This is a genomic window from Pseudomonas sp. LFS074 (assembly GCF_047978165.1).
In the GTDB taxonomy this organism is placed as follows: domain Bacteria; phylum Pseudomonadota; class Gammaproteobacteria; order Pseudomonadales; family Pseudomonadaceae; genus Aquipseudomonas; species Aquipseudomonas putida_P.
In genome coordinates, this window is sequence record NZ_JBFPFV010000001.1 from 1,771,302 (window position 1) to 1,784,104 (window position 12,803).

Below are 12,803 nucleotides of genomic sequence, written 5' to 3' on the forward strand. Positions count from 1 at the left end.
CGGCCTTGTGTCGCGATCGGGCCGCAAAGCGGCCCCAGGATCTCAGCAACGACGCACACATTGCCGGGGCTGCCCTGCAGCCCGATCGCGACACAAGGCCGCTCCTACAAGGGATCGCACCTGGCTTGAGAGGGCGAGGCTAGCGGGCCTTCTTCTCAAGAATTCGCGCCCCGCTACCTTCCTTGGCCAGCACATCCTCGGGGTTACGCAGCGGGCAGTCCTCCAGTGACAGGCAACCGCAACCAATGCAGTTGTCCAGGCTGTCGCGCAACGCCTCCAGCGTGCGAATCCGGGCGTTAAGGTCTTCGCGCCAGGCCGTGGACATCTCGCCCCACTGCGCCGCCGTAAGCTTGCTGTTGGGCGCATAACGGCTGAATGCCTGCTTGATGTCCTCCAGCGGAATACCGGTGCGCTGTGCCACTTTGATAATCGCCAGTGTACGCAGCACCAGTGAGGGGTAGCGGCGCTGGTTGCCCGCCGTACGGACGCTGGCGATCAGCCCCTTGGTTTCGTAGAAATGCAGCGCAGACACCGCCACGCCACTGCGTTTGGCCACTTCACCCACTGTGAGCATTCGCGTGTTGTCCACCGCCATGCGTGTTGACCTCAAGTTAAGTTGAGCTCTTATAGTCCTGCCCGATCTTCCCCGCAACCGCTTTCCTCATGATCGGAGCTCTGCATGAACAAACGGACGTTATTGGCCTGGGCCGGCGCTGTAGCCGGTGTGCTGGCCGCTGCCTATGCGTTGGTGGGTAGCGGCTCGGCGCCACCCGCTGCGGCGGCGTGGCCGGCGACCAAGGTGGCCTTGGCCACGGCCGAGCAGGTGCAGCTGGCGCGGCAGAACTTTGCTTCGGGGGAGCTGGAGGCGGTCAACCAGGTGCAGGTGGCGGCTGAGACGGCGGGGCGTATTACCCGCATCGCCTTCGAGTCGGGGCAGACGGTAACGGCCGGGCAGTTGCTGGTGCAGCTCAACGACGCGCCGGAGCAGGCCCAGCGGGTGCAGTTGCGGGCAAAATTGCGTAACGCTGAAGTGGTGCTGCAGCGCAGCCGCAAGCTGCGGGCGATGAATGCCGTGTCGCAAGAGCTGCTGGACAACGCCGCCACTGCCGTGGACGTGGCCAGTGGTGAGCTGCAGCATGTCGAGGCGTTGATCGCGCAGAAGGCCATTCGCGCACCGTTTGCCGGCAAGCTCGGCATCCGTCGGGTGCATCAGGGCCAATACCTGGGCGCCGGCGAGGCGATTGTCAGCCTGGCTGACATCAGCCAGTTGCATGTGAATTTTGCCTTGGGCGAGCAGGCTGCCCCCGAAGTGCACGTCGGGCAAGTGCTGGCACTGACGGTGGACGCAGTGCGCGGGCAAGGCTTCCAGGCCCGGGTGGTGGCGGTCGATCCGGTGGTCAGCAAGGCGCGCCTGGTGCAGGTGCAGGCAGCCTTGCCGAACCCGGATGGGCAGTTGCAGCCGGGCATGTACGCTGGCGTGCGCCTGGATGCCGCGCAGCCGTCGACCGTGCTGGCCGTGCCGGAAACCGCGATCACCTACACCGCTTATGGCCAGACGGTATTCGTTGCGACCCAGGACCCGGCGCATGGCACTCGGGTCAGCCGGGTGCGGGTAACCACCGGTGAGCGCTGGCAAGGGCGGGTGGAGGTCACGTCCGGCCTGGCGCCCGGTGACCGGGTGGTGGTTTCCGGCCAGTTGAAGCTCAGTGACGGCATGCCGGTCGAGCCCGTGGCGCAGGACAGCCTGCAGGCCAACCAGGGAGGGCGGCAGTCGTGAAGTTTACCGATGTCTTCGTGCGCCGGCCGGTGCTGGCGCTGGTGGTCAGCAGCCTGATCATCCTGATGGGGCTGTTTGCCATGGGCAAATTGCCGATCCGCCAGTACCCCTTGCTGGAAAGCTCGACCATTACCATCAGTACCGAGTACCCCGGCGCCTCCGCCGAGCTGATGCAGGGTTTTGTGACCCAGCCGATTACCCAGGCGGTGTCGTCGGTCGAGGGCATCGACTACCTGTCGTCGTCCTCGCAGCAGGGGCGCAGTCTGATCACGTTGCGCATGGTGCTCAACCGCGACTCGACCCAGGCGCTGGCCGAGACCATGGCCAAGGTCAACCAGGTGCGCTATCGCCTGCCGGAAAAGGCCTACGACCCGGTGGTAGAGCTTTCGGCTGGCGACTCCACGGCGGTAGCCTACGTGGGCTTTGCCAGCGACAGCCTGTCGATACCGGAGCTGAGCGATTACCTGTCGCGGGTGGTGGAACCGCAGTTTTCTGGCATCGACGGCGTGGCCAAGGTGCAGTCGTTTGGCGGGCAGCGCCTGGCCATGCGCCTGTGGCTGGACAGTGAACAGATGGCTGGGCGCGGGGTGACAGCAGCGGACGTGGCGCAGGCGGTGCGTGCCAACAACTACCAGGCGACGCCGGGCCAGGTGCGCGGACAATACGTGCTGGCCGACATCCAGGTGGACACCGACCTGACCCGGGTCGAGGACTTCCGTGAGCTGATCATTCGCAACGATGGCACCGATTTGGTACGCCTGCGCGATGTCGGCACCGTCGAGCTGAATGCGGCGGCCACCCAGACCAGCGCCACCATGGATGGCAGGCCTGCCGTGCACCTGGGGCTGTTCCCCACGCCGACCGGCAACCCACTGGTGATCGTCGAGGGTATTCGCCAACTGTTGCCGCAGATTCAGCAGACCCTGCCACCCGGTGTGCATGTGGCGCTGGCCTACGAGACCGCACGTTTCATCGACGCTTCGATCCATGAAGTACTGCGCACCTTGGTGGAGGCGATGCTGATCGTGGTGCTGGTGATCTGGCTGTGCCTGGGTTCGCTGCGCAGCGTGCTGATTGCGGTGGTTGCCATCCCGCTGTCGATGCTCGGTGCCGCGGGCCTGATGTTGCTGTTCGGCTTCAGCCTCAACCTGCTGACGTTGCTGGCGATGGTGTTGGCCATCGGCTTGGTGGTGGACGATGCCATCGTGGTGGTGGAGAACGTGCACCGGCATATCGAAGAGGGCAGGTCACCGGTCGCTGCGGCATTGATCGGGGCACGGGAAATCGCCGGGCCGGTGATCGCCATGACCCTGACCCTGGCGGCGGTGTATGCGCCGATCGGGCTGATGGGCGGGCTGACCGGCACGCTGTTCCGCGAATTTGCCCTGACCTTGGCGGGAGCGGTGATCGTTTCGGGCATCGTGGCGCTGACGTTGTCGCCGGTAATGAGCTCGTTGCTATTGCAACCCGGACAGCAGCATGGCGCGATGGCCAACATGGCCGATCGGTTGTTCGCTGGGTTGACTGGCGCCTATGGACGGGTGCTGGCCTACACCCTGACACATCGCTGGATCAGTGGCGGCGTGGCGCTGCTGGTGTGCCTGAGCCTGCCCTGGCTGTACCTGCTGCCCCAGCGTGAGCTGGCCCCGGCCGAGGACCAGGCGGCGGTGCTGACCGCCATCAAGTCGCCGCAGCATGCCAGCTTGGAATATGTGGAGCACTTTGCGCTGAAACTGGACGAGGTGATGAAGTCCATCGGCGAAACCACCGACACCTGGATCATCAACGGCACCGACGGCCCGGCCGCCAGTTTTGGTGGCATCAACCTCAGCGCCTGGCAGGTGCGCGAGCGTTCTGCCGCGCAGGTGCAGGCACAGTTGCAGCAGGCAGTGGCGGATATCGAAGGCAGCAGCATCTTCGCCTTCCAGGTCGCTTCGCTGCCGGGTTCCAGTGGCGGCCTGCCGGTGCAGATGGTGCTGCGCAGTGCCCAGGATTACCCCGAGCTGTACCAGACCATGGAGGTGCTCAAGCAGCGCGCCCGCGACAGCGGGCTGTTTGCCGTGGTGGACAGCGACCTCGACTACAACAACCCAGTGGTCAAGGTGCGCGTCGACCGCGCCAAGGCGGCTAGCCTGGGCATCAGCATGCAGGCCATTGGCGAGTCGCTGGGGGTGCTGGTGGGCGAGCAGTACCTCAACCGTTTCGCCCTGTTCGGGCGGTCCTATGACGTGATCCCGCAGAGTATTCAGGACCAGCGCCTGACGCCTGCGGCGCTCAATCGTCAATACGTGCGCGCCGAAAACGGCAGCCTGGTGCCGTTGGCTACGGTGGTGCACCTGGATATCGAGGTGGCGCCCAACCGCCTATTGCAGTTCGATCAGCAGAACGCCAGTACCCTGCAGGCGATCCCGGCGCCAGGAGTGTCGATGGGCAACGCCGTGGCATTTCTCGAACAGCTCACCACCGAACTGCCGCCGGGCTTCAGCCACGATTGGCAATCGGAGTCGCGCCAGTATGTGCAGGAGGGTTTTGCCTTGATGTGGGCGTTTCTCGCTGCCTTGGTGGTGATCTACCTGGTGCTGGCAGCGCAGTACGAAAGCCTGGTCGACCCGTTGATCATTCTGGTGACCGTGCCACTGTCGATCTGCGGCGCACTGCTGCCGCTGGCGCTGGGCTGGGCCACGTTGAACATCTACACGCAGATTGGCCTGGTGACGCTGATCGGCCTGATCAGCAAGCACGGCATCCTGATGGTGGAGTTCGCCAACGAGATCCAGGTGCGCGACAACCTTGATCGTGCTGCCGCCATTGTCCGAGCTGCGCAGATACGCTTGCGGCCGGTGTTGATGACCACGGCGGCGATGACCTTTGGCGTGCTGCCACTGCTGTTCGCCAGTGGTGCCGGGGCCAATAGCCGCTTCGGGCTGGGGGTGGTGATTGTGTGCGGGATGCTGGTGGGGACGTTATTTACCTTGTTCGTGTTGCCGACGATCTATCGGTGGTTGGCGCGAGATCATCGGGTGACCACGGGGCGGGCGCAGCAGTTGCTGGAGGCTGAACGCGTTCTGGGTATGTGAAGCGCAGCAGCCCCGATTGCGCGATCAGGATGGCGAACGGTCGCGACGCATCTGGGTGACCAGGGTAAAGCGGTCATCCGGGTGCACGGTCTCGGAAACCGCCATCAGGTCACCGTTTTCCTCGCGGTAATGACGGGTGATCTTCAGCCCAGGCGAACCCGCCTCGGCCCTTAGCACCCGGGCCATTTCAGCGGTCAGCAACACCGCCCGCACCTGCTGGTCGACCACGGCGATCGACCGGCCATAGTGCTGCTCGATCAGCCCGGCAATCAGCTGGTCGGGGTGTTCGCGCGCCAGCTCGATAACCTCGGCATGGTCGCGCTGTGCATACACATCGGTCCAGCACAGCGGTGCGGCATTGTGCAGGCGGTCGACGCGAATGCTCGACACGCAGAAGTAATGCTCCCCCGGCACCAACCCCAGCCGCGTGGCCTCGCTCAGGTCGGCGACGAAGTGGCGCACGTTCTGGATTTCCCGCTGCTGGGTTTCGGCCAGGTGTGCAAGGTCGGCCACGCTGGCCAGCGATTGCGAATAGCCGCCGCGCGGGCTGCTGGCCTCGACCCGAGTGCCCACGCGCTTGCGCCGCGACACCAGCCCCTGGTTGAGCAACTGGTCGATCGCTGCGCGCACCGTATGGCGGCTCACCTCGTAAAGGTCGCACAGCTCGAACTCGGTCGGCAGCAGGCTGCCTACCGGGTAGCGGCCACTGGCAATGCCTTCCATCAAGTCCTTTGCCACGGTGGAATAGCGCGTCGGGTTCATACCTTTGCTCGGTCTCGCAAACTTCATCGCTTGATAGTGTATCAGCGACAGAATTTCGAACGCTTCACCGGCCCTCTGCAGGTTGGTCGCCCAGTGTCGGTCATGGATCGGCGGGCAAGCTCATGTGCAGCAAAGGGAACGGGCGGCCTTCACCGTCCAGCGGCGAGCGGCCGGTCTGGACAAAGCCATAGTGCTGGTAAAACCCTGTTGCCTGCGGGTTCTGCTCGTTGACATCGACACTCATCGTGCTGCGCGACTGGCGGCCGAAATCCAGCAGTGCGCGGCCAATGCCCTGGCCGTGGCGCGCGGGGTCGACGAAGAGCATTTCCACGTGGTTATCATTGAAGCCGATGAAGCCCAGTGGCTGGTCATCGGTGTCTACTGCAACCCACAGCTCGACGGCCGGAAAATACAGGTCACGCAGCTGTGGCAACAGCGCGTCGATGTCGCAGGGTTGTAGAAAGTGGTGCGTCGCGCGTACGGCGCGCAGCCAGATGTCGAGCAACTGCGGGTAGTCTGCAGCGATGCCTTGGCGAATGATCATGCGGTCATCCTGAGTGAATTGATGGCGGATGGGCGCGCCAACAGGTGGCGGCCATGCGGGGTCGGCATCATGAATGACCGCTTCGCGAGTTAACGCCTGGGCGGTGCACGGCAGGGGAGGCCGGAAGGGAAGAGTGCGGAAGATTACCCGGATTGCGCAGTGTGGGGCAATGGCGGTGCGCTGCAGGTTTTGACTCGACTAGGCTGCTTGTCGATGCTGGAATTGAACCCGCACAACACGAACGGGCCGGGGGCGCCAATGAACCGCAACGAACTGCGCAAAGCCGATATCAACCTGATGGTGGTGTTCGAAGCCCTGATGCAGGAGCGCAACCTCACCCGTGCCGCGGAAAAGCTGTTCGTCGCCCAACCCACGGTCAGCGCCGCGCTGGCCAGGTTGCGTGCGATGTTCAACGACCCGTTGCTGGTCCGTGTGGGTAACCGCATGGAGCCCTCGGCCAGGGCCGAAGAGGTGATCAAGTACCTCACCCCGGCCCTGGATGCGATGTCCGTCGCCCTCAGCCTGACCCACGATTTCGACCCCTTGACCAGCAAGATGACCTTCCGCATCGGTTTGTCCGATGACGTCGAGTCCGGGCTGTTGCCGCCGCTGTTGCGGGCGTTGCGGGTCGAGGCGCCGAATGTGGTGGTGGTCGTGCAGCATGTGGATTACTGGCGCATCCCCGACTTGCTGGCAGCGGGCGATGTAACGGTCGGCATCAGCCAGACCAAGGGGCTGCCTGCCAATGCCAAGCGCAAGGTACTGCGCACGATGCAGGGCAGGGTAGTGCGCGCCGACAAGTCGGCCACGCCACTGACACTGGATGAGTTCTGCGCCCGCCCGCACGTTCAGGTTTCGCCCACCGCCAACACCCAGGGTGTGGTAGACGATTGGCTTAAAGAGATTGGCCGCGAACGCAAGGTGGTGTTGTCGGTGCCGCAGTTCAGTTCGCTGCCGGCGATTCTGGCTGGCACCGACCTGCTGGCCTGTTGCCCGGACTATGCCGCACAGGGCATGGAGCGTTGGGGCAACCTGCAGGCTGAGCAGTTGCCGTTCGAAACCACGGCGCTGGAGCTGGCGATGGTCTGGTTGAGCACTACCGACAGCGACCCCGCCGAGCGCTGGCTGCGCAGCCGCCTGGAGCACTACATGGGCGGCGTGCGCTCGTTGGACGGTGGCCAGGTTTAGAACGCCCCCTGCAAGGTCACCATGAAGTTACGCGGCTCACCATAGAAGTTACCCCAGCCCGGCGCACCGATGGTGGCGTAGTACTTCTTGTCGAACAGGTTGTTGCCGTTGAGGGCGACGGTCCAGTTCTGGTCCAGGCGATACTGCACGCGGCCGTTCCACACGGTGTAGCCCGCCTGCTCGACGCGGGTGTTGCGGGTGGTGCGGAAGTTCTCGCTCTGGCTGTTCAGACCGGCACCGAGGGTCCAGCGTTCCAGGGCACCGCCCAGCTGGTAGTCACCCCACACTTTGAACATGTGCCGTGGAATGAAGCTGGAGGTGAACGTCAGCTCGGTGGGGTCGCTGTCTTCGATGGTCTTCAGGTATTTGGTCTGGGTGTAGGTGTAGCCCGCCAACAGTTGCAGGCGCTCGATCGGCGAGCCGCTGATCTCGGCTTCGAAACCCTGCGCGCGCACCTTGCCGCTGTCGGTGTAGCAATACCCGTCGCCTGACGGGCAGGTCTCGATGTAGTCGCTTTCCGCGCGGTGGTTCTCGACGGTGCGGAACAGGTTGAACGAGGTATTCAGCGCGCCGTCAAGCAGCTCGCCCTTGATGCCAATCTCGTAGTTGGCACCGGTCTTGGGCTGAAGTGGCTGCCGCTCGGCGTTCACCTTGTCGCTCTGCGGCTGGAAGATGTCGGCGTAGCTGGCGTAGGCGGTCCACTGGTCGTTCAGGTCGTAAAGCACGGCGGCGAACGGCGTGACCTGGCCGTTTTCCTCACTGCGGTTGTTCACCCAGTAATCGTAGAACTCGGTGTAGGAGTCGCTCTTGTTGCGGTACCAGCTGACCCGCGCGCCCAGTACCAGGGTAAGCGGCTCTGCCAGCTTCAAGCGCAGGTTGGCGTAGGTGCCGTATTGGGTGGTGGTGGAATCGGTTGGTACGCTGCCACCACGGGTCGGGTTGACCAGGTAATCGTCCTTGGACGGGCGAGGGAAGTTCGGGGAGGGGTTGAACGGGTTCTGCTTGCCGTCCAGTAGAATCAGCGCGAAGTAATCATGGGTTTTCTGCCGGCTGGCGTTGGCGCCGATGATCAGCTCGTGCTGCAGGCCGAACGCCTCGAACTTGCCATCGATATAGCTATCGAAGCCGTAGTCGTCCTGGTCGTAGTCGAAACGACCGGCGCGGACGGCCATGCTGGCAGTGTTGGCGCCGACCGGCACCGTGCCTTCGGAGTAGGCGTATTCGATGTCCTGGTCGTTGTGGGTGTAGACCGAGGCGAAGTTCAGTGTCCAGTCATCGTTGAAGCGGTGCTTGAAGTCGGCAAAGCCGGTAATACGCTGGCTTTGCAGGTCGTTCCAACTGGCCCCCAGGCAGGTGGAACGCGACAGCTTCAGGTCACTGCCATCGGCGTAGCGTGGCACGCCGGCATAGCACGGTGTGGCATCGACGTCCTCGTAGGCCAGGCCGAAGCCCAGGGTGGTGTCGGCGCTGACGTCCCAGTCGATGGCGCCATACAGTATCTGGTCCTGGCGCTTGGCCGTGTCATAGAAATACTGGCGGTCCTGCAGGGCTGCCACCGCGCGGCCCCGCACGCTGCCCGACTCGTTCAGCGGGCCGCCTACGTCGACTTGGCCGCGATAGTTGTCCCAGCTGCCGGCGGACAGGGTGACAGTGGTCGCGGCCTTGTCCTGGCCGCGCTTGCGCACGAAGTTGACACCACCAGCGGAGGAGCCGGAGCCCTTCATCATCCCGGCCGCGCCTTTGAGGATTTCGACGCGGTCGTAGAACGCCATGTCGCTGGAAAAGCTGTTGGCCTGCACGTAGTTGCCACCCACGTCCAGCGGCACGCCGTCGTACTGGTACTGGCCGTCCAGGTTGAAACCACGGGAGTAGAAGTATTTGCCGCCCATGGGCGAGTCATACACGGTGATGCCAGGGGTCTTGTCCAGTACCTGTTCGAGGGTGTTCAGGTTCTGGTCGTCAAGCATCTTGCGGGTCATCACGGTGACCGCCTGCGGGGTTTCTTTCAGCGTATGGACGCCCTTGCCGATGGTCACTGCGCGGGCGGTGTATGACTGGGTGCCCTCGCTGGTCGCATCCAGCCGATTGGAGTCGATGTTCAGCGGCCCCAGCTCCATGGCCGTGCCGTAGTCTGCCGGCACCAGCACATAACCGCCATTGCCCTGGCGCTGCGCCTGCAAGCCGCTATTGCTCAGTAACCGCACCAGCCCTTCCTCGACGCTGTAGCTGCCTTCCAGGCCTGCGCTGCTCAGGTTGCGGGTCTGCTCGGTGTCGAACGAAATGGTCACACCCGCCTGCACGCCAAACTGGGTTATGGCATTGCCCAAAGGGCCAGCGGGGACATGGTAGGCGGTCTGGCTTTGAGCCATGGCCTGGGCAGGCATCAGCAGCAGGCACGGCGCGCTGGCAAGGGACATGCCGAACAGCACCAGGCGCACGGCCTGGGTCAGTTTGGTTGCAGGGGTGGGGTACAGATGAGGCATTGCGTGATCCTTCCGAGTCATGGCAGAAAGTCGCTGTCGTCGCGGCTTGTGTCAGGGACGGACGAGAATCGAAATCAGCAAGGTTCGCGCGTAGGTTTTTCAGCGCCTGCTCAGGCAGGCTCCACGCTCACCCAATAGCGGCTGAGGTAGTGCACCCTCACAGGGAGGGTTTTCGGCAGGTTGGCCAAAGCGATATCGGTATCATCGATGCGAAATGCTCCGGAGATACTCATGGCCCGGATTGCGGAGGCGCAGCGCAGCACGCCTGGCCGATAGCGCCCCAGTTCTTCGATGAAGTCGCCCAGCCGCCAGTCGTTAACGCTCAGCATGCCCTGCAGCCAGGCCGTGGAATCGGCGGGTAGAGCCTGGGCGGTGGCGAAGTCATCCTGGTCAAAACTCACTTGTTGGCCCGCTTGCAGTTGCAGCAGCCGATCAAGGTGGCGCTGTGGACGTACCTCGACGCTGCCCTGAAGCACGCCCACGCGGGTCTGGCGCGCAAGTTTGCGGATGCTGAACTCGGTACTGCGGGCAAGCACGCTGCCGTCATCGGTGTGCACGATGAATGGGCGTTGCTGAAGGTCGCTGACCGGGCGGACCAGAATTTCCCCTTGATACAGCTGAATCGCCCGCACTTTCGCGTCATAGCGCACGTCCAGCGCGGTGCCCACGTTCAGCTCCAACTGCGAGCCATCCACCAATTGCAGGGTGCTTCGTTCGCGGCTGCCGGTACGTTGTTGGGCCAGCAGGGAGCGATAGGGCACCTGCTCGGCGGCCAGCCAGCCACCTGCGCCCATCGCCAGCAACAGGCTCAGCACCTTCAGCACTTCGCGCCGCTGCGCCTGTGCCGCGCCGAGGCTGGACAGCGCCGCCTGTGGTGGCAGCATGGCCCACTGTTGCTGCAGCTTTTCTACTCGCGCCCAGGCGGCAGCGTGTTGTGGGCTGGCCTGCAACCACTGCCGCCAGGCCTGGGTGCGGGCCTCGCTGTTGGCGCCGTCGTTGAGCTGTACATACCAGGTGGCAGCGGCTTCGAGTGTCTTGAGATCCATCGGCTCAGCCTTCGACTGCCAGCAGGCAGCAGGTCATGGCCTTGATCAGGTGATTCTTCACGGTGGTCACCGACACGCCGAAGCGCTCGGCCGCAGCACCGTAGGTCAGGCCTTCCAGTTGCACCGCCAGGAAGATGGCGCGGGTCTTGGCGCCGAGTTCGTCGAGCAGGCTGTCCACGGTTACCAGCATTTCGATGATGGACAAGCGCACCTCTGGCGAAACCTCCACCGGTTCCGGGCGCAAGGCCAGGGCCTGCAGATAGGCTTGTTCGATGGTGCGGCGGCGGACCTTGTCGATCAGCAGCGCACGGGCGATGGCGCTGAGGTAGCTGCGCGGCTCGCGGATCGGCAATTGATTGCGCGCGGTCATCACCCGCAAAAAGGTATCGTGCGCCAGGTCGGAGGCATCGGCGGCGTTGCCCAGGCGGGCGCGTAGCCAGCCCTTCAGCCAGCCGTTGTTTTCGCTGTAGAGCTGATGCAGGGCCTGATGATCGAGCGTCGACATGGCGTCAAATTCGCAATATGAATAGGAATTGATCGCATTGTCGCGATGAGCCAGGGCGATTGCAAGGGGGCATTTGGGGCCGCAGGGCGGCCCCCAATGATGCGGCGGTTAAAAGCCCGCTTCCAAGTCCAGGAGGTCCTGCACAGTCTGGCGCCGACGGATCATGCGCAGTGCCCCGTCCTCGATCAGAAACTCCGGCAGCAGCGGCCGGCTGTTGTAGTTCGACGACATCGACGCGCCATAGGCACCGGCGTCGTGGATCACCAGCAGGTCGCCCACCTGTGCCTGGGGCAGCTCCTGCGGGGTCAGTTCCTGGTCATCCTGGGTGAACACGTCACCCGACTCGCACAGCGGCCCGGCCACCACGGTCGGTTGCCGTGGACGGTCCACCGGCTGGCCGTTGGCATCGAGCAGGGTCATGCCGTGGTAGGCGCCGTACATCGCCGGGCGCATCAGGTCGTTGAAGCCGGCGTCGATCATGACGAAGGTATTGCGGCCCACTTGCTTGACGGCACGCACTTCGGCCACGAGGTAGCCCGACTCGGCCACCAGGAAGCGCCCCGGCTCGATTTCCATGCGCACCGGGTGGCCGAGCATCGCTTCGATTTCCTTGCGCGCCACTGCCCAGGTCTGGGCATAGCGTTGCAGGTCGACTGGCTTGTCGGTTTTGCGGTACGGGGTGGACAGCCCGCCACCAATGGAGAAGGCTTCGATGTCCACGCCCAGGCGGCCGATCAGCTCGATCATCGAGCGAGCCACCTGCTCCAGGTGCTGGTAGTCCACTCCCGAGCCAATGTGCATGTGCACGCCCACCAGGTGCAGGCCGTGCGCCTTGATGCACGCCAGCGCCTCGTCCAGCTCTTCGTGCCAGATGCCATGCTTGCTGTTTTCACCGCCGGTGTTGGTCTTGCGGCTGTGGCCATGGCCGAAGCCTGGGTTGATACGGATCCAGACGCGGTGGCCGGGCGAGCGCTCCCCGAGTTGGCGCAGCATGTCGATGGAGCCGGCGTTGACTTCGATTTTCGAGGCCACCACGCGTTCCAGGGTGGGGCGGTCCAGTGCGTCACAGGTCAGCACCACGCCGGCAGGGTCACCGCCCACGCTGGCACCTGCGGCGAAGGCCCGTTCCATTTCGCCCAGCGACACGGCGTCCAGCACCAGGCCATGGGCGCGCATCAGGCGCAGCACATGCAGGTTGGGATTGGCTTTCTGGGCGAAGCGCACGGTGTCGAACACCTTCAACTGCTCGACACGTTCGGCGATGGTACCGGTGTCGTACGCCCACAGCGGCGAGCCGTGCTGGCGGACGGCTTCGGCCAGGAGGGTGAAGGGTGCGGTCATGGTGGCGCTACTCCTATAAGAAAGGCCACGAGCATGAGGCAAAGCAGGAATTCAGAAAAATAGCTATTTTTCTGATGGCC

10 protein-coding genes are annotated in these 12,803 nt (G+C 63.9%); 3 read left to right on the forward strand and 7 right to left on the reverse strand.

Annotated features, from left to right (window positions below):
- Window positions 1-139 precede the first annotated feature (139 nt).
- The gene (gene soxR, locus ACNQP3_RS08185) at window positions 140-595 is read right to left on the reverse strand and encodes a redox-sensitive transcriptional activator SoxR (RefSeq protein ID WP_012271250.1); all 456 of its coding nucleotides are present in this window, start codon (window positions 593-595) and stop codon (window positions 140-142) included.
- Between the two features lie 84 nt (window positions 596-679).
- On the opposite strand from soxR, the gene ACNQP3_RS08190 reads away from it, so the two are divergent.
- Window positions 680-1,777: an efflux RND transporter periplasmic adaptor subunit gene (locus ACNQP3_RS08190; RefSeq protein ID WP_264316919.1), complete on the forward strand. Its 1,098-nt coding sequence runs from the start codon at window positions 680-682 to the stop codon at window positions 1,775-1,777.
- A complete protein-coding gene (locus ACNQP3_RS08195; protein ID WP_264316920.1) occupies window positions 1,774-4,854 on the forward strand; it encodes a MexW/MexI family multidrug efflux RND transporter permease subunit in 3,081 nt (1,026 codons plus the stop codon). Before ACNQP3_RS08190 ends, ACNQP3_RS08195 begins: the two co-directional genes overlap by 4 nt.
- A gap of 24 nt (window positions 4,855-4,878) precedes the next feature.
- On the opposite strand, the gene ACNQP3_RS08200 is transcribed toward ACNQP3_RS08195, so the two are convergent.
- Complete coding sequence (locus tag ACNQP3_RS08200) at window positions 4,879-5,616, reverse strand: GntR family transcriptional regulator (RefSeq protein ID WP_012271253.1); 738 nt, start codon at window positions 5,614-5,616, stop codon at window positions 4,879-4,881.
- 100 nt (window positions 5,617-5,716) lie between these two features.
- Window positions 5,717-6,160, reverse strand: a complete 444-nt coding sequence (locus tag ACNQP3_RS08205) for an acetyltransferase (RefSeq protein ID WP_264316921.1) — start codon at window positions 6,158-6,160, stop codon at window positions 5,717-5,719.
- 258 nt (window positions 6,161-6,418) lie between these two features.
- Here ACNQP3_RS08205 and ACNQP3_RS08210 point away from each other — a divergent pair, with 258 nt between their 5' ends.
- Window positions 6,419-7,348: a LysR substrate-binding domain-containing protein gene (locus ACNQP3_RS08210; RefSeq protein WP_171577270.1), complete on the forward strand. Its 930-nt coding sequence runs from the start codon at window positions 6,419-6,421 to the stop codon at window positions 7,346-7,348.
- Here the strand turns inward: ACNQP3_RS08210 and ACNQP3_RS08215 are convergent.
- From ACNQP3_RS08215 to lysA, 4 genes are all read right to left on the reverse strand, one after another.
- On the reverse strand, window positions 7,345-9,831 hold the full coding sequence (locus ACNQP3_RS08215) for a TonB-dependent siderophore receptor (RefSeq protein ID WP_264316922.1): 2,487 nt from the start codon (window positions 9,829-9,831) through the stop codon (window positions 7,345-7,347). The two genes, ACNQP3_RS08210 and ACNQP3_RS08215, sit on opposite strands and share 4 nt — an antisense overlap.
- Window positions 9,832-9,941: 110 nt before the next feature.
- Window positions 9,942-10,877 carry a FecR domain-containing protein gene (locus tag ACNQP3_RS08220; RefSeq protein ID WP_012271257.1) on the reverse strand — a complete coding sequence of 312 codons (936 nt, stop codon included), beginning with the start codon at window positions 10,875-10,877 and terminating at the stop codon, window positions 9,942-9,944.
- 4 nt (window positions 10,878-10,881) lie between these two features.
- Window positions 10,882-11,382 (reverse strand): sigma-70 family RNA polymerase sigma factor, encoded by a 501-nt coding sequence (locus ACNQP3_RS08225; protein WP_264316923.1) that lies wholly within the window; start codon window positions 11,380-11,382, stop codon window positions 10,882-10,884.
- 108 nt (window positions 11,383-11,490) lie between these two features.
- Window positions 11,491-12,723, reverse strand: coding sequence for a diaminopimelate decarboxylase (gene lysA, locus ACNQP3_RS08230; RefSeq protein WP_060515655.1), 1,233 nt, complete (start codon window positions 12,721-12,723; stop codon window positions 11,491-11,493).
- Window positions 12,724-12,803 lie beyond the last annotated feature (80 nt).

What these genes read in the sequence shown, in the direction of transcription:
- soxR (WP_012271250.1), bottom strand. Translation starts at nt 595, where the DNA reads ATGGCGGTGGACAACACGCGAATGCTCACAGTGGGTGAAGTGGCCAAA.
- ACNQP3_RS08190 (WP_264316919.1), top strand. Translation starts at nt 680, where the DNA reads ATGAACAAACGGACGTTATTGGCCTGGGCCGGCGCTGTAGCCGGTGTG.
- ACNQP3_RS08200 (WP_012271253.1), bottom strand. Translation starts at nt 5,616, where the DNA reads ATGAACCCGACGCGCTATTCCACCGTGGCAAAGGACTTGATGGAAGGC.
- ACNQP3_RS08205 (WP_264316921.1), bottom strand. Translation starts at nt 6,160, where the DNA reads ATGATCATTCGCCAAGGCATCGCTGCAGACTACCCGCAGTTGCTCGAC.
- ACNQP3_RS08210 (WP_171577270.1), top strand. Translation starts at nt 6,419, where the DNA reads ATGAACCGCAACGAACTGCGCAAAGCCGATATCAACCTGATGGTGGTG.
- ACNQP3_RS08215 (WP_264316922.1), bottom strand. Translation starts at nt 9,831, where the DNA reads ATGCCTCATCTGTACCCCACCCCTGCAACCAAACTGACCCAGGCCGTG.
- ACNQP3_RS08220 (WP_012271257.1), bottom strand. Translation starts at nt 10,877, where the DNA reads ATGGATCTCAAGACACTCGAAGCCGCTGCCACCTGGTATGTACAGCTC.
- ACNQP3_RS08225 (WP_264316923.1), bottom strand. Translation starts at nt 11,382, where the DNA reads ATGTCGACGCTCGATCATCAGGCCCTGCATCAGCTCTACAGCGAAAAC.
- lysA (WP_060515655.1), bottom strand. Translation starts at nt 12,723, where the DNA reads ATGACCGCACCCTTCACCCTCCTGGCCGAAGCCGTCCGCCAGCACGGC.